Source organism: Silvibacterium sp. (assembly GCF_047605705.1).
In the GTDB taxonomy this organism is placed as follows: Bacteria; Acidobacteriota; Terriglobia; order Terriglobales; family Acidobacteriaceae; genus Silvibacterium.
Map to the genome: position 1 here is coordinate 71,652 of NZ_JASGFD010000008.1, position 15,318 is coordinate 86,969.

16 protein-coding genes are annotated in these 15,318 nt (G+C 59.3%); 6 read left to right on the forward strand and 10 right to left on the reverse strand.

From position 1 onward, the window contains the following. Window position 1 precedes the first annotated feature (1 nt). Entirely contained in the window at window positions 2-409 is a 408-nt protein-coding gene (locus tag QM649_RS04710) for an NADH-quinone oxidoreductase subunit A (RefSeq protein ID WP_415197859.1), read from the reverse strand. A 233-nt stretch (window positions 410-642) separates the two neighbouring features. Here QM649_RS04710 and QM649_RS04715 point away from each other — a divergent pair, with 233 nt between their 5' ends. The 3 genes from QM649_RS04715 (at window position 643) to thiS (ending at window position 1,466) form a co-directional block, all read left to right on the forward strand. Beyond that, a complete protein-coding gene (locus tag QM649_RS04715; protein ID WP_415197860.1) occupies window positions 643-909 on the forward strand; it encodes a ubiquitin carboxyl-terminal hydrolase 14 in 267 nt (88 codons plus the stop codon). A gap of 96 nt (window positions 910-1,005) precedes the next feature. Then, complete coding sequence (locus tag QM649_RS04720; RefSeq protein ID WP_415197861.1) at window positions 1,006-1,212, forward strand: hypothetical protein; 207 nt, start codon at window positions 1,006-1,008, stop codon at window positions 1,210-1,212. A gap of 41 nt (window positions 1,213-1,253) precedes the next feature. Beyond that, complete coding sequence (gene thiS, locus QM649_RS04725) at window positions 1,254-1,466, forward strand: sulfur carrier protein ThiS (RefSeq protein ID WP_415197862.1); 213 nt, start codon at window positions 1,254-1,256, stop codon at window positions 1,464-1,466. Window positions 1,467-1,680: 214 nt separating this feature from the next. Here thiS and QM649_RS04730 read toward each other — a convergent pair whose 3' ends face one another. The 7 genes from QM649_RS04730 to QM649_RS04760 all read right to left on the reverse strand — a co-directional run bounded on the left by QM649_RS04730 (window position 1,681) and on the right by QM649_RS04760 (window position 8,770). Next, window positions 1,681-2,745, reverse strand: a complete 1,065-nt coding sequence (locus QM649_RS04730) for a VWA domain-containing protein (protein ID WP_415197863.1) — start codon at window positions 2,743-2,745, stop codon at window positions 1,681-1,683. Between the two features lie 383 nt (window positions 2,746-3,128). After that, window positions 3,129-3,890: a cytochrome c oxidase subunit 3 gene (locus QM649_RS04735; RefSeq protein ID WP_415197864.1), complete on the reverse strand. Its 762-nt coding sequence runs from the start codon at window positions 3,888-3,890 to the stop codon at window positions 3,129-3,131. A 25-nt stretch (window positions 3,891-3,915) separates the two neighbouring features. Continuing rightward, entirely contained in the window at window positions 3,916-5,598 is a 1,683-nt protein-coding gene (locus tag QM649_RS04740) for a cytochrome c oxidase subunit I (RefSeq protein ID WP_415197865.1), read from the reverse strand. Further along, window positions 5,595-6,422 (reverse strand): cytochrome C oxidase subunit II, encoded by an 828-nt coding sequence (locus QM649_RS04745; RefSeq protein WP_415197866.1) that lies wholly within the window; start codon window positions 6,420-6,422, stop codon window positions 5,595-5,597. The genes QM649_RS04740 and QM649_RS04745 overlap by 4 nt, the downstream gene beginning before the upstream one ends. 9 nt (window positions 6,423-6,431) lie before the next feature. Beyond that, complete coding sequence (gene pdxT, locus QM649_RS04750; protein ID WP_415197867.1) at window positions 6,432-7,031, reverse strand: pyridoxal 5'-phosphate synthase glutaminase subunit PdxT; 600 nt, start codon at window positions 7,029-7,031, stop codon at window positions 6,432-6,434. 99 nt (window positions 7,032-7,130) lie between these two features. After that, window positions 7,131-8,105, reverse strand: a complete 975-nt coding sequence (gene pdxS / locus QM649_RS04755) for a pyridoxal 5'-phosphate synthase lyase subunit PdxS (RefSeq protein WP_415197868.1) — start codon at window positions 8,103-8,105, stop codon at window positions 7,131-7,133. Window positions 8,106-8,293: 188 nt separating this feature from the next. After that, on the reverse strand, window positions 8,294-8,770 hold the full coding sequence (locus QM649_RS04760) for a PaaI family thioesterase (protein WP_415197869.1): 477 nt from the start codon (window positions 8,768-8,770) through the stop codon (window positions 8,294-8,296). Between the two features lie 66 nt (window positions 8,771-8,836). Between QM649_RS04760 and miaB the strand changes: the two genes are divergently transcribed. The 3 genes from miaB to QM649_RS04775 all read left to right on the forward strand — a co-directional run bounded on the left by miaB (window position 8,837) and on the right by QM649_RS04775 (window position 12,305). Then, window positions 8,837-10,189, forward strand: coding sequence for a tRNA (N6-isopentenyl adenosine(37)-C2)-methylthiotransferase MiaB (gene miaB / locus QM649_RS04765; RefSeq protein WP_415197870.1), 1,353 nt, complete (start codon window positions 8,837-8,839; stop codon window positions 10,187-10,189). A gap of 28 nt (window positions 10,190-10,217) precedes the next feature. After that, window positions 10,218-10,703 (forward strand): bifunctional nuclease family protein, encoded by a 486-nt coding sequence (locus QM649_RS04770; RefSeq protein WP_415197871.1) that lies wholly within the window; start codon window positions 10,218-10,220, stop codon window positions 10,701-10,703. A gap of 81 nt (window positions 10,704-10,784) precedes the next feature. After that, window positions 10,785-12,305: a lipopolysaccharide biosynthesis protein gene (locus tag QM649_RS04775; RefSeq protein ID WP_415197872.1), complete on the forward strand. Its 1,521-nt coding sequence runs from the start codon at window positions 10,785-10,787 to the stop codon at window positions 12,303-12,305. 47 nt (window positions 12,306-12,352) lie between these two features. Here QM649_RS04775 and QM649_RS04780 read toward each other — a convergent pair whose 3' ends face one another. Together QM649_RS04780 and QM649_RS04785 are read right to left on the reverse strand one after the other, a co-directional pair. Next, window positions 12,353-14,164 carry a beta-L-arabinofuranosidase domain-containing protein gene (locus tag QM649_RS04780; protein WP_415197873.1) on the reverse strand — a complete coding sequence of 604 codons (1,812 nt, stop codon included), beginning with the start codon at window positions 14,162-14,164 and terminating at the stop codon, window positions 12,353-12,355. Between the two features lie 419 nt (window positions 14,165-14,583). Continuing rightward, on the reverse strand, window positions 14,584-15,315 hold the full coding sequence (locus tag QM649_RS04785; protein WP_415197874.1) for an MIP/aquaporin family protein: 732 nt from the start codon (window positions 15,313-15,315) through the stop codon (window positions 14,584-14,586). Between the last annotated feature and the right edge of the window lie 3 nt (window positions 15,316-15,318).

The window sequence follows — 15,318 nt, forward strand, 5'->3', positions numbered from 1 at the left end:
CTTATAAATCGCCTTTGTCAGAAGCCCAGTCGAGAATGCCCTTTTTCATGATGTAGAAGAGCCCGATAAACACGAAGCCGAGGTAGACCAGCATTTCCCAGAAGCCGAACCACTGCGATCCGGTGATCTTCGGAAGCTGACGGTAGATCACCGCCCACGGCATCATGAAAACGGCTTCCACATCGAAGAGGATGAAGAGCATGGCGACCATGTAGAAGCGGACCGAGAAGCGGCCACGCGCATCGCCTTCTGCAGGAATGCCGCACTCGTATGCTTCGAGTTTGGTCTTAAGCCTGCGATGACGCCCGATGAAGAAGGAGACTGTCGTCATCGAGCAACCCATGCCCACCGCGACCAGGATCTGGATCAGCAGGGGAATATAGTTCCACGTGTATGGATGTGTAGGCATGTTCCAGTAAGACTCCGGTAGAACGTCGCTTACGGGTACGTGATGACTCTAGATTTCCAGCTGTCAAGAGTCAAGGCGTTAACGGTGAGGCTGCTGCATTCAGCGGCGATTTGGTGCAGCGAGTAGCATCCAGTTCACAGGCGAAAACAGCGGCAAATCTTTGGCACGAGCCATCATATACCCGAAGATGCACGGAAGAGAACGTAAGTTATCACACGAAAGCGAGAAATCTTATGGCAAGCTGTCACCACCTCGACCACATCCACAACGTAGCGCCGCGTACGCCGAAAGGCTGCGAAGAATGCCTCAAGTCTGGTGACGGGTGGGTGCATCTGCGGCTGTGCCTCGAGTGCGGCCATGTAGGCTGCTGCGATTCCTCACCCAACAAGCACGCGACAAAACACTTCCACGCCACGAAGCACCCGATCATGCGCTCGTTCGAGCCGGATGAGACCTGGGGCTGGTGTTTTATCGATGAAGTCGAGCTGGATTTTGCCTAACGTTCCAACCCACTTTGGAGCATATTCGGACAGATTGTTCCGTTTTGAAGGGCCACACACTTTCGCCGATAGAACCAGCAGTGAGGAGTGTGCAACGTGCCTGGCCCATCTATCAGCGCGCATGTTGAGCGGCCCCATCTGGCGCTCGTCATCAACCGGAAGACTAATTTCTTTCCGGATGAAGACCTCTACATGGAGCATCCGACCGGAGCCTTTCGCGGCCTGATGTTCGCCATGCTTTTCAACCTCGCGCTCGGCGCCATCGGCGTCCTGGTGTGGCAACTGTGGCGGGTGCTTCGCTAGGCGTCGGGAAACACCCCTGCTTACCCTGATAAAGTCAGAGTATGCAGATCACGTTGAATGGGCAGGATCGCACGATCGATGGTCTGCCCCAAGCACCGACCGTAGCCGATCTCATCGCCGCGCTTGCACTCAAAGGCGACCGCATCGCGGTTGAGCAGAACGGCGAGATCATACCCCGCAGTAGTTGGACTGCGTCGCCGTTGTCCTCAGGCGACAAGTTCGAAATCGTTCACTTCGTAGGCGGCGGCTGCTAAGAGCCTGTTATGCCTTTTTCCGCGGTCGTCGCTGAGAGCCAATTTTTCTGAGATCGAGGAGCGCGTCGTGACGGATATTGAACATATCCAAGCGGCGTGCGACGAAGAGATCGAGAAAATTGGCCCCAGCCCTCCGGGTTGCGGGGCCACGCAAAAAGGCATAACAGGCTCTCAGCCGCCGTTCCTTCGTCTACAAGATTTTTCCTACTTTTCTTTACGGCTGCGCGTAGTAGCCAGTGCGCGTTCGCACTGTGACTCCCGGTTTGTCGCTCTTCACCTGGAGCGAGTGGTAATCGTTCGGCCCATCGGCGGCCTGCGGCTGATAGGTCAGCTCGTAATAGCTCAGGCCATCCCGCACGCAGCTTGTGATCAGCCCTGCAATGTCATTGCTTGAATTGACGACCAGGCCGCCGCTTTGCACCGCGAGCACCTGAAGAGAAAGGTCAGCAGGCACGGCCTGCTGCGGCTTCTTCACGCCCTTTAGGAATTCTTCGTAATAGGTGAGGCGGAGGCTTCCTGCATCTGCCATCCCGAGAGGATTCACGGCGTAGAGCGTGATGTGCGCGCGGTGGAGGAGCTCGGACATGGCGACGATGTTTTGGAAGAGGCTCTCTTCTTCGCGCGCGGTCATGTCGGTGCGGATACCCGTCAGCAAAGGCCAGCCCGGGCTAACCCAGATGAGCAGCTTGCGGCCGGGCCGGGTCGATTCGTATCCCGCAAGGTTGGCGAGCGTGCGCGTCGAAAGGCTCAGCCGGTCTGCCGCGCCCCAATAGCCCTGCGACCGGTTGATCGCGCGCAGACCGGTGACACTCTGATTCAGCAGGTTCGCCAATCCGTTGCCGTCGCGCGTGGGCTGGGTCTGCACCCGCGTGTTCTCATCTTCGAAAACAATGAGAGAGGTGGGCAGCGGCAGCTGGCCGTCGTTCTGCTTCAGGTAGCGCTGCAGCTGGTCGCGCTCGTAGGCCACTGTTGTATAAGCTGCGTTCACGGCATCGACCAGCAGGATCACTTCGGTCGGAGGCTCCGCGTTGAGCCCTGTGACAGCGCGAAAGGAGAGCGGACTCACCACGCTCTTGTTATCCAGAAGCTGGAAGTCATTCTGGGAGAGACCGGTGACAGGCTCTCCGGAAGAGGTCGTGGCCGAAACATAGAGCTGCAGCGGACCTTTGTTGTTGCCGGCAGCGACAGTCTGGGTGGCATCGCCTGACTGTTGGGCGCAGGCGAGGAAGGTAGATGCGAGGAGCAGGAACACCGGAGAGAGTTTCGTCGCAATCTTCATAGAGCCTTTCCGTGCGCGAGTTGCGCGTGGCTCCGCTGATCTCGGGAAATCGACGGGGACACCCGTGGGCGCATATGCGGAGACGTACGATGTACGCGAAAAGACCGGAAGCGCTCGACTCGTATCTGGACTGGCCTGTATTAGCTCTCGTCTTCAGCCCTTGGGGTGTATTTCCGGGCGATGAGCAGAAGCCCGACAAAAATAGCTCCTGCAGGAATGCCGAGAACGAGAATGGCCTTTCGGAGCGCTGCCTGTGCGCGTGGCGCGGAACCTGCCGTCGTGTCCTTGCAGAGACTGCATCCCTGCAGTGCCTGCGTTTGAGGAACCGCCCAGAACAGAAGGAAGGCGAAAAAAATGGCAGGGAAGAGGCGTCGGTACATCGTCTACTGAAACCATACCAGCAGCGCGAAGAGGAAAATCCAGAAGAGCCCCATCGTGTGCCAGTACCAGGCTGCGCAGTCAACGGCGATCTGCCGCAGTTCGACGCGCTTCAACTGGAACATCCCGAAAAGCGCGGCTCCCAGAGCGAGCAGGCCAAGTACAAGGTGAGCGCCGTGGGTTCCAGTAATCAGGTAAAAGAAGTGGCTGCTGGGATCGGGCGAATCAAAGCGAAAGCCGGCAACAATCAGCTGCTTCCAGGCGATCCACTGCCCGGCGAGAAAGAGCAGGCCCAGCCCGAGCGTTGCCAGAAGCCAGGGGGTGGCTCGCTTCACGGCCGGGCGTCCAAGCCCAAGCCATTCCTCCATCACGTCGATTTCTCGAAAGAGCTGCCGCCGCGCAACCTCGATGGTGACGGAGCTGAGCAGGAGTACGGCTGTATTCAGCCAGAGAATGGGCGGCACAGCAAGCGGATGCCAGTCGGAGACATAATTGTCGCGGGCATCGAAGTGCCCGGCTCCCTGACGCACAAAGAATGCGCTCACAATGGCGACGAAGAACATCAGGTCTCCGGCCATGGCGAAGATGACGCCAAGCCGGTACCGGCTTAAAAGCTCCCGGGGGCCACGCCGCCTGGACTGATGGTCATCCCAGTTATCCCCGTCGCCACCGCCGCCGGTCGGACGCCGATCGACAGGCGGCTTTCCGCCGATCCCTGGATCTCTGCGCTCGACCTCAGCGGAATGACGAGTGAAGGTGGCGGGCATGCTGCGGCTCCCTGATGCAGACAGCTTACTCCTGTTTGGATGCAGCTTCCCACTGGCAAAGTATTACTTCCGGCGCAGCCGAATCCCGCTTTGCGCCGTGCGCTTCCCCTTCGTAATCATATGGACCGTGCGTGACCCGAAGAGGAACGCCTGCGGGCGCCCATTCGAGGGTAGTGGCCTGCCAGGGATTGGCCTCCGCGGCCTCTCCGCGCCGGGCGCTGCGGTAGATATTCCAGAGAAAAATCAGCTGTGCCGCACCCATAGTCAGTGCGGAGAAGGTAATGCCGCGTTCATTTGCCAGGATCCCGGAGAAATCCATCGCCGGGCCGGTCAGGCGCTCGTAATGGCGAGGTTCGCCAGCCAGGCCGGATAGCTGCATGGGGAAAAAGGTGCCGTACGCGCAAATCAGGGTGATCCAGAAATGTAGCTTCCCGGCGAACTCATTGAGCTTGCGGCCCGTAAGCAACGGGAACCAGTAGTAAACGCCGGCAAAAATCGAGAAAACCCCAGCCATGCCCATCACCAGGTGAAAATGGCCGACAACAAAAAAGGTGTTGTGGAGGTAGCCGTCGAGCGCAGGCTGGGCTAGGAGCGGCCCGGAAAGACCACCGGCGATGAAGAAGGACAGGAAGCCGAGCGCAAAGAGCATCGGTGTCGTGAGCCGCAAACCGCCGCGGGAGAGCAGCACGAGCCAGCCCAGCACCTCCACTGTACTGGGTATGGCGATTGCCATGGTGGTGAGTGCGAAGGCGGTTCCGGCATAGGGATTCATGCCGCTCACGAACATGTGATGGCCCCAGACAAGCAGCCCAAGGCCGCCGATGGCTACCAGCATTCCGGCCATCACTCGGTATCCGCGTACAGTTCGCCGGGAAAAGTTCGCAAAGATCGATGTTGCAAGGCCCATACCGGGAAGAATCGCGATGTAGACCTCGGGGTGGCCGAAAAACCAGAAGAGGTGCAGCCACAGCAGAGGTGAGCCGTCACCGTGACCGACGATGCGGCCATTGACGAGATCCCCCATGGGGACAAAGAAGCTCGAGCCAAGATGGCGATCTGAGAAAAGAAGCAACAGAGCTGCCAGCAGGGCGGTAAAAACCAGCAGCGTGAGGATGGAGGCGACCATCCAGCCCCAGACGGTCATCGGCACTCGGCTCCAGGTCATCCCCTGGCAACGCTCGGTGAGGATCGTAGCCAGCATGTTCACAGCGCTCAACCACGCCGAGAAGCAGAATACGGCGATGCTCGCGAGCCATACGTCCATGCCCGCGCCCTGTCCCGGGCCGGATGCCGCAACCGCGCTCATCGGCGGATAATGGGTCCAGCCGGAGATGGGTGCGCCCTGCGGCACGAAGAACGCCGCCAGAAGGATCACGAAAGACAGCACCGCGAGCCAGAAAGCCGCTGCATTCAGCCGAGGAAAGGTCATCCGGCGTGCGCCGATTTGTGCTGGCAGGACGAGATTGGCAAATCCGCTTTGCGGCGCGGTGGTCAGCACGAAGAAGACCATGATGGTGCCGTGCATAGTCACCAGCGCAAGGTAGTCCTCGGGTTTCATGAGGCCATAAAGTGGCAGCCGCCAGTCAGGCCAGATGCGGTGCACGCGGATCAGCAGCGATAGGACAGTCCCGACAGAGACGGCAGCGAGCGCGAGGTAAAGATAAAGCACGCCGAGACGGCGGTGATCGGTGGTAAAAATACGGCTCACTGCACGCCCCCCTGCGCAGATGTAGACACGGACATAGACGAGGACGAGTTCATCACCCTTGCGTGCGCCTGTTCTCGCCCGGCAAGCCAGCGGTCATAGTCGGCCTGTGGCACAACCCTCAGCAGCGCCTGCATGCGCGCATGGCCGATGCCACAGACCTGGCTGCAGAGAATGGGGTAAGTGCCAACCGCTGTCGGCGTAAAGTGCACATGCAGAAGCATGCCGGGAACGGCGTTTTGCTTGAGGCGCATCGCAGGGACAAAAAAGCCGTGGATGATGTCGAGCGACCGGATGCGGAGATCGACTTCGCGCCCGACAGGCACCATCAACACACTGGATACGAGGTCGTCGCGTCCCGCCTCGTCTGCCGGATCGATGCCGAGTGGATTGCCGGCTGCGGCGTTGACCAGCTCCGGGCGGGTAATCCCAAATTTTGCGTCGGTGCCGGGATAGCGGAAGTACCACTGAAACTGTTCGCCGACGACTTCCACCTGCATGGCCTCAAGAGACGCTCCCTGGTAGCGATTTGAGGCCCACATATGCTGCGCGCTGACCGCCATCGCAACATACAGGGCGATCAGCAGTGGAAGCAGTATCCAGCGGAGCAGGGAAGCCGGCGAACCAGCACCGGCCTGCACGGCCCGTTTTCGGCGCACCATGGCTGCAATCAGCCATACATGCGAGGCGGCAAAGCACACCAGGAGAACGATCAGATTCCAGCGCATCAGCCGGTCGAATTCTGCGCCGTGCAGCACGGCGTTCGGCGGCATGTAGAGCTTCCAGAGGGCAAGAGTCAGGAGCAGAGCGTTGCTTGCCGGCATCATGTCTGCGCCTTAGGCCCTAGCCCGGCTGCGTACCAGGTCCACGAAGCGTTGATGCACGCGGCGATCAGAAGAAAGCTCGGGATGGAAGGTCGCAGCCATCAGGTGCCCTTGTTCCACGAGAACAGGGAAGCCCTGGCGTTCGGCGAGAACCTTCACCTCTTCGCCGGAGCGCACGATCCGGGGGGCGCGGATGTAGACGAGCTCGAGCGGGCCGCCTTCGAGTGCGGTCTGCGATGTCTCAATGACGCTGTCGATCTGACGGCCGTAGGCGTTGCGCTCAATGGTGATATCGAGAACGGCGAGGCTGGCCTGTGCGGGATTGCGCACTTCCTTCGCCAACAGGATGCAACCGGCGCAGGTGCCGAAGGTGGGTTTGTTCTGTACGAACTCTTGCAGGGCGCCGAGGAAGCCATCCCGCTCAAGGAATCGCAGGAATGTAGTGGATTCACCCCCCGGAATGACCAGACCCTCGATATTTGCGAGCTCTGAAGGCTTGCGGACGAGCACGGCTTCGGCACCGGCTTCACGAAGAGCTTCGGCATGGGCAGCAAAATCACCCTGGATGGCGAGTACGCCGATACGGGGCTTCAGGTCGGAAGTGTCAGTCAAAGCTGTTTCCTGTCTCTTTCTCGAGTCTATTCACGACTGTGGCCAAGAGAAAGGACCGGGCAACCGCCCGGTCCCGTAGGGTTACGTCCGCTTGAACGGTTAGTTCCCGCGGGTCTGAAGCAATTCCTTCTCTTCGATGGCGGCAACTGCGAGACCCTTCATCGAGCCCTTTACGTCTTCGCTGGCCTTGGCCAGGATTTCGGGGTCGTTGTAATGCGTCGTAGCGATCACGATGGCCTTTGCGCGGGATTCGGCCTCGGCGCGCTCCTCGGGGTTGTTCGGCTCACCCTTCTCGTTCACCGAGACATCGAGCGGGGTGGCGCGTTCCTTCATGAAGATGCCGGAGCCGACGAAGACCGATTCGGCGCCGAGCTGCATCATGAGGGCCGCGTCTGCCGGGGTGGCAATGCCGCCGGCCGAGAAGTTCGGTACAGGCAGCTTGCCGGTCTTTGCGACCAACCGGATCAGCTCATAGGGAGCACGATGATTCTTTGCCGCGAGATAAAGCTCCTGCTCGCTGAGCACGGTGAGCTGCTTCATCTCCTGCACGATCTGGCGCATGTGCTTCACGGCGTGGATCACGTCGCCGGTGCCGGCCTCGCCCTTGGTGCGAATCATGGCCGCACCTTCGGCGATGCGGCGCAGGGCCTCGCCCAGGTCGCGCGCGCCGCAAACGAAGGGCGTCTCGAAGGCGTGCTTGTCGATGTGGTGAACTTCGTCCGCCATGGTCAGCACTTCGCTCTCGTCGATGAAGTCGACGCCGAGTTGCTGCAAGATCTGAGCTTCCACGAAGTGGCCGATGCGAGCTTTGGCCATGACCGGAATGGAGACCGACGCAATGATCTCGCGGATAAGCTTGGGGCTCGCCATGCGGGCGACACCGCCCTCGGCGCGAATCATTGCGGGGACGCGCTCAAGCGCCATCACGGCGACTGCGCCGGCGGCTTCGGCGATCTTCGCCTGCTCGACATCCATCACGTCCATGATGACGCCGCCCTTCAGCATTTCTGCGAGTCCCACCTTCAGCCGGAGGCTGGTGTTCGAAGTTCCGTTCGTATTTGCCTGCTCTGCCATATCTAACCTCTCTGTTTCGGGCGGGGTGGGCTTGGTTGGAGGCCAGGTTTGTCCCGCTGAGCGAAATGTTTCGGAAAGATGATTTTAGCAGCTTCATACGCCGATGCCTGGTCCACTCCTGAGCTGCTCTCCGCAATCCTCCAGAACAAGTTTTGTCCAGGCAAAGGCCTGAGATTTCGGGCGCTTCGTCAGAGGCCGACGCTGGAAGTCTCGTCCGGCGTCCGAACAGGAATGGCGATAAATAACGCGTTCCCGGTGGCGATGGCTGTTTTTCCCAAGCGTATCTCCGCCTCACAGAAATGCTTCCGGCCATCGGCGCGAAGATGCCGGCCGATAATCTCGATCGGCGTGCGAAGTGGTACCGGACGGAGGTAATCGACTTCGAGGCGGCGGGTCATGGCGACAACGCCTCGCACGCGGTTCGCCTTGCTCATGACCTCATCGAGGAGCGTGGCGATCACTCCGCCGTGCACGTGACCGCGAGGGCCTTCGAAACGGGCGGGAATCTTTACCCTGCAGATGACGGTGCCTTCGTCGTCGACCAGAAAGCGCAGCCGCAGCCCGGTCCGGTTGGCTTCGCCGCATCCGAAGCAGCGGTTGGCCGCTCCATGCGCCAGTGGTTTTAGCCGATTCGCAGAGCCGGTTTGTTCTTTCTGCTCCTTCAACTGGGTTAACCTCCTTTCAGCTCGTCCGGGCAGAGCCGATACGCTTGCTGCTTTATACTGAAGGGCGTGACAGACGTAGTCAAAAACCCGGCGGAGACCCCGCAAAAGACCTTCTACATCGAAACCTTCGGCTGCCAGATGAATGCCCATGACTCGGAGAAAGTCATCGGCACGCTGATCCACGAGGGCTACAACAAGGTCGAAAACGAAGAGGATGCGGATCTGATCCTCTATAACACCTGCTCGATCCGCGATAAGGCGGAACAGAAGGTGTTTAACCGCCTGAACGACTACAAGCGCCTCCATCGCCAGGGCAAACGATTCGGCGTGCTCGGCTGCGTGGCCCAGCAGGAAGGCGAGAAGATCTTCGAGCGTGCGCCGTATGTCTCGCTCGTCTCCGGTTCCGCCTCGTATAACAAACTGCCCGAGATGCTGGTTCAGCTGCAGGCAGGTGGTACGCGGATTACTGGGCTTGATGACCGCCAGACGGAAGAGACCTTCGAAACCGAGTTCACGGCGCGTTCAAACCCGCATCGCGGCTACATCACGATCATCGAAGGCTGCGACAAGTTCTGCGCCTATTGCGTCGTGCCGTACACGCGCGGCAAGGAGCGCAGCCGCACCTCGACTTCCGCACTGGAAGAAGCCCGCCGCATGGCGGATCAGGGCTATACAGAGATTCAACTCCTCGGCCAGAACGTGAATTCTTACCGCGATCCGGAAGGGAAGCGCAGCTTCGCCGAATTGCTGGCGGCCGTGGGAGAGATTCCCGGCATCCGCCGTGTGCGCTTCACCACTTCGCATCCGCGCGATTTCACAAAGGATATTGTGGACGCGATCGATGCAGTGCCTACTCTCTGCGACCACGTGCATCTGCCGGTGCAGAGCGGCTCCTCGCGCGTGCTGCACCTGATGCAGCGTGAATATACACGGGAGTGGTACCTCGAGCGCATCGCATGGATTAAGGCGGCTCGCCGCAAGATCAGCATGACGACGGATATCATCGTCGGTTTCCCAGGTGAAACGCCGGAGGACTTCGAAGAGACAATCGATATGCTGGCCGGCGTAGAGTATGACGGCGTATTCGCCTTCAAGTACTCGCCCCGACCCAACACACCGGCGGTAACGATGGCCGACTCGATCCCGGAAGAGGAGAAGTCCAAGCGCCTGCAAATCCTTCTCGACCGCCAACGGGAATTGCAAAGGGTCAACTACGCCAAGCAGATCGGCGAAGAGCTTGAAGTGATGGTTGAGGCATATAACACGGCGCGCGGACAGGTGACTGGACGCACATCGCAGAATAAGAATCTTAACTTCACGACGCGTTCGACGATTTTGCCGGCGATCGGGAGCTACCTGCAGGTAAAGGTGACGCAAAGCTTTCCGAACAGCCTGGTAGGCGAAGCGATCGGACTTTAAGACGGTCCTGGGGAGGGGAGTCACGACGATGGAAATAGAGATGAAAATCCGCGGGCTGATGGTCGATCCTTCGACCCACATGCCCATCGTGCTCCTGAAGGATCCGGGTAGCGACACGCTGCTGCCGATCTGGGTAGGTCTGTACGAGGCGAACGCAATCGCCCTGGAGATTGAAAAGAATCAGCCGCTCCGACCTCTGACTCACGATCTTCTGCGCGAGCTGGTGCGGAGCCTGAACGCAAAGGTGCTGCGCGTCGTAGTGACGGAACTGCGGGATGACACATTCTATGCAGTGATCTGGATGGAGCAGAATGGCGAGATCGTTGCGTTGGACGCCCGGCCGTCCGACGCACTCGCCCTGGCCATGCGCACCGACTGCCCCATCTACGTGGACGAGAGCGTGTTGCTGGCGGCGAAGGTTCTTCCCAATCCCGCGGAGCAGGCTTCGTCGCAGGATGTACGCAAATGGCTCGAAAACCTTAACGATGAGGACATGGGCCGCTATAAGATGTAGTTCCGGGCCGCGGGTCTTCGATGACCTGCGTGTTCCGGCACATTCGATGTCTTCACAACCGGCCAGCAGGACACGGCATTCATGAGCCTCAAGCGCATCTTGAAGATGCTCACCGCCTTTTTCATGGGGCAGGGCATTACCATTGTGTCGCAGCTCCTTATCCCGCCTTTCTTCCTGCATCGTTACGCTCATGGCCTTGAGGTCTACGGCGAATGGATCGCGCTCAGCGCTGCCATCACCTACCTCAATACGCTGAATTACGGAATACAGACATACACGACGAACCAGGCCACCATCTGTTACAGCCGTGGCGATAAGGATGAGTCGCAACGGATTCAGGCCAGCGCCCTGTTACTGCTGATTGCGGTCATCGGGGTTTTCGCGGCTGCCGGGTTAAGCCTCTTCCGCATGCCATTGGGGCGCTGGCTGAACCTGCATCAGGTGAGTTCACACGAAGCGTCACTCACCCTCTATCTGCTGCTGCTGCAAATTCTGTTCGGCATGATTCTCAGCATGACCTCGAACAGCTTCATGATCATCGGCAAGGCGCATCGCGGATCCTACTGGGAGCAGGCGCAACGGCTGGCTTCCATCCTGGCACTCGCGACGTGTGTATGGTTCCGTGCGAGCTTCCCGGTGCTTGCCCTGACCCAGTTCCTCTCGATCTTAGTTTTCACGGTGGGTGTGGTCGCGGACATTGCTCGTCATGCGCCGATGCTGCTGCCGCGCTTCCGAAAGGCAAGCTGGCGCACGGCAATCGCGATGTTGAAGCCCAGCGGACATTTCGGGCTCCTTTCATTTTCGAGCTTTCTGGTGTGGCAGGGGCCGGTGCTGCTCATCCAGCGAATGCTCGGTCCGGCGAGCGTCGCTGTTTTTTCGCTTGCACGCGTCGTTTTTGCCATGGGCCGTCAGGCGCTCGCCCTGATCAGTTTCTCCGTAGGGCAGGAGATCACGCATCTCGTAGGCCAGCGCAACTGGCCGCAGCTGAAACGGCTTTACGATCTCTCGGAGCGCGTTGTGCTGGTGCTTATTCCTTTATTCAGCGTTGGAGTTATGCTCCTTTCGCCGTTGCTATTCACGATATGGTTGCATAAGCGCAATCTGTACGACCCGACACTCTGCTTTGTGATGGCCCTGATCTCGGCGGTAATGGGGATTAAGGAGCACAAGTTCCAGTTTCAGTCTTCCAGCAACCAGCATGAACGGTTGTCGAAGTTCACTCTCGGCGCCTATGCCGTGATGATCGTAGCCGGAGCCGGTCTGCTTCGCACCTTCGGGCTCCCCGGTTTCCTTTTCGCGTGGCTTGCGGCTGAAATTGCGCAACTCATTTACGTTCTGCGGCTCAATGTGGAGTTGTTTGAAGGCTCGGAGAGCATATCCATGACTCCCGTGATTCGCCTGGCATGCCTGCTGGCGGCGGCCTTCGGAGCTGCGGCATGGCCGGCGTTTCATGCTCCGCATTGGCCACTCAGCCGCGTGGTTCTGGTGGCGACAGCTTTGACTCTTGCCATCACAGCCGTTTCATACTTCGTCTTCGGCTTGAATGAGGTGAGTTCAGTTCTACAGACACGGCTGAAGCGAAGACTTCTACCCTCGACCTGATCCAACCCGCTGCATACTCACACAGAGTTATGCCGGGCACTGAAGCTCTAGCTTTTCAGTACAGGGAATGCCGTAATCCTCAATTTCGCGGCCGCATAGGGGACGAGCTCTATCTGCTCATCTGCCTCTTCGCTGCTTACCGGGCTCTGAGGTACGGGATCGGCGACACCATCCACAGCACGCCATGAAGGTAGCTTGCGCGCGGTGGCATGGAGCTTTACCCCCGGCGTGCGCAGGGTGAAGGGAGTCTGACCGATAGCTGTCTCCTCCGTGCGTATCGTACTGGTCGAGTTCTCGTCTACGGCCAGTGCATAATTCCACTCGGAGGCGGGATACACCTGCCAGTCTGCGGACTTCTGGCGGTGATCGCGCAGCTTTACCCAATCCTGCGCGATGGCATACGAGAAGAGCAGAGGGCCGCGATTGATCGACACCGACTGCTGAAATCCGCGAGTGACGCGCGGTTCAAGCGGCAGGTGCAGTTCGACAATATCCCCGGATTTCCAGCTGCGATGCACGACGGCAAATGTTCCGGCCTTCGGTGTCGGCTGTACCTCGCCGTTCACGTGAATGACCGCCTTGTCACCGGCCCAAGAAGGGATTCTTAGCCGAAGTGGAAATCTTGTTTCTGCCTCAGGCTCGAGACGGATGCGAATGGAATTCCGGAACGGGTACTCGGTTTCTTCGACAATGCGCACCGGCGTGCCTTGCACGGAGGTGTGTACTTCGCACGGGGCGTAGGCGATAGCAGCGAGGCCGTTGTCAGCCGAACTCATCCACAGGTTTGCAGTGAGTTTTGGCCAGCCTTGATGGAAGTTCGCGGTGCAGCATCCGAAGTGCGGTGCCAGACCGTAGAGGTTGGACTCAGGGCCATCGGTCGTCCACGGTTTACTGTGCAGACTTACCTCAACCTGATTCGGCTCCTGATCGTACTGGTGTGCCCACATGTCTTCAGTAAACGTGCCGGGCAAGGCATTGAACGCAATGTGCTCGAGCCTGTCACCGATCCACGCTTCTCCGAGGACCGCCATCGCGACTTCCAGCGAATACATCGTCTCGACAACGGTACAGAGCTCGCTGCCCTGGGATGGATTCAGTCCGCCGAAGTGCTCATCGCAGGAGAACATTCCGTTGGGCAGCCCATGGTATTTATCGAGAGCATCGACCATGACGCGGAAGGCCTGGCGGTCGCTTTCGTTCCCTGAAACCGTGAACCATACTGGCGCGGCCTTCAGTGCCTGTCCATTGTTTACCCCGTGCGTTGCGAGCGCAGTGTCGCTGAGGCCATTGTTCTCGCTGAGCTTGATCAACTCTGGCGTGATGCGCTCGGTGTATCGAAAGTCAGCGAAGTTCGCTTTCCAGTCGAAACCCTGCTGATGCAAGAGCTGCAGGAGCTCCAGGAGCTTCGGATCGCCCGTGCGATTGTAGAGCCAGATAACGCTCAGCGCATTATCCTGCCAACGAAATTTACCCCAATCGCGGAGAGGCCGCGTCGGCAGCGTGATTCTCTGGTATTCGAAATAGTTCGACATGAGCGGTATCACGCGGGCATCGTCGGTCGCTTCCTGGTATTGCGTGAGTGCTTTGAGCATCACCATGCGCGGCCACCAGTCGTCATTGCTTGCAGGGCCGAACATGCCGTTCGCAGAGGCATGTGTCAGCGTCCACTCCATGAAGCGATTTGCCTTTGCCTTCAGTCGCTCATCACCAAGTTGCCAAGCGAGCGGAATGAGGCCATCAACAAAATAAGGCCCGCGCTCCCATGACTCTCCCTTGCCGCCAAGCCAGCCGCTGTCGGGTCCTACGTCGTCCCACACCTCGTCGAGATGGCCACTAAGCCCATTGACCTGTACCTCCATCTGCGTGCGCAGCCATCCGGCCGGACGGATGGAGCCAAGCGGCAGCGGGGAGAATGCGGCCGGCGTAAGAGGTGCGCGATTTCTGACAACGGGCAGTGGAATCCGTATTGCGTTGCCCGCCGATTGTGCAGAAAGCACGTGATCACGAAGAAGAGAGCTGGCGATAGCGGCGGATCCCGCCTGTTTTAGAAATCTGCGGCGGCTTGGGACGCGGGGGAAAGGCGGATTCATGCTTGCTCCGGAAGGCGTGAGACCAGCAAATGCGCGAATATGTCCCCAAAGCAGTTACGAATGCGGGAATTCTCCGGAGTTCGCGGGAGTCGCTGTCTCAATTCGGCCATTGGGACCAAGATATAAAGGGACAGCCGGATGGAGCAAGGGCTGCTTCATCCGGCGTTTGGTGTCCTCTCCAGCAGCTCTCAGGCACCGAGCGCGCGGAGACATATCCCGGCAAGTGTGGCTCCGATTGCCGGGCCCAAAACGGGAACCCACGCATACGACCAGTCCGAGTGCGATTTACCGGGGATAGGCAGAATCGCATGCGCGAGTCTCGGCCCAAAATCTCGTGCGGGATTGATGGCATAGCCTGTGGTCGCACCCAACGAAAGCCCAATGCCCCACACCAGACAGGAAACGAGATACGGTCCGATGCCCCCGGGTGCTCCAGCTGCGAGGACAAGCTTGGATCCCATGGCGCCGGCCACAATCACGAGCACAAACGTCGCGATGACTTCGCACAGCAGATTCGCCCCGTACGAGCGAATTGCCGGAGCCGTACAGAAGACGCCGCGCTTCGTATCGGCATCTTCCGTCACCGGCCAATGCGGCAAATAGAAGAGCCACACCAGCACAGCGCCGACCAGTCCCCCGGCGATTTGCGAAACCGCATATGGAATCACCTTCGAGAAGTCATGGTTCTCGATGGCAAAGGCCAGCGTGATAGCCGGATTTAGATGAGCGTCCTTGCTGCCGAAGAGCATCGCGGTAAAGATGCCACATAACACCGCGAAGCCCCATGCCGTCGTCACGACCATCCACCCAGCGTTCTCGGCCTTTGTCCGCTTCAACACGACACCGGCCACAACGCCGTCGCCGAGGAGAATCATCATCATTGTGCCCATGAACTCCCCGAGCAAGGGTGAACGCACCATGGG

Excerpts from the sequence above, each read along its gene's own strand:
- QM649_RS04730 (WP_415197863.1), bottom strand. The coding sequence starts at position 2,745 with ATGAAGATTGCGACGAAACTCTCTCCGGTGTTCCTGCTCCTCGCATCT.
- QM649_RS04770 (WP_415197871.1), top strand. The coding sequence starts at position 10,218 with ATGGAAATAGAGATGAAAATCCGCGGGCTGATGGTCGATCCTTCGACC.
- pdxS (WP_415197868.1), bottom strand. The coding sequence starts at position 8,105 with ATGGCAGAGCAGGCAAATACGAACGGAACTTCGAACACCAGCCTCCGG.
- thiS (WP_415197862.1), top strand. The coding sequence starts at position 1,254 with ATGCAGATCACGTTGAATGGGCAGGATCGCACGATCGATGGTCTGCCC.
- QM649_RS04785 (WP_415197874.1), bottom strand. The coding sequence starts at position 15,315 with ATGGTGCGTTCACCCTTGCTCGGGGAGTTCATGGGCACAATGATGATG.
- QM649_RS04710 (WP_415197859.1), bottom strand. The coding sequence starts at position 409 with ATGCCTACACATCCATACACGTGGAACTATATTCCCCTGCTGATCCAG.
- QM649_RS04775 (WP_415197872.1), top strand. The coding sequence starts at position 10,785 with ATGAGCCTCAAGCGCATCTTGAAGATGCTCACCGCCTTTTTCATGGGG.
- QM649_RS04715 (WP_415197860.1), top strand. The coding sequence starts at position 643 with ATGGCAAGCTGTCACCACCTCGACCACATCCACAACGTAGCGCCGCGT.
- QM649_RS04735 (WP_415197864.1), bottom strand. The coding sequence starts at position 3,890 with ATGCCCGCCACCTTCACTCGTCATTCCGCTGAGGTCGAGCGCAGAGAT.
- QM649_RS04780 (WP_415197873.1), bottom strand. The coding sequence starts at position 14,164 with ATGGAGGTACAGGTCAATGGGCTTAGTGGCCATCTCGACGAGGTGTGG.
- QM649_RS04745 (WP_415197866.1), bottom strand. The coding sequence starts at position 6,422 with ATGATGCCGGCAAGCAACGCTCTGCTCCTGACTCTTGCCCTCTGGAAG.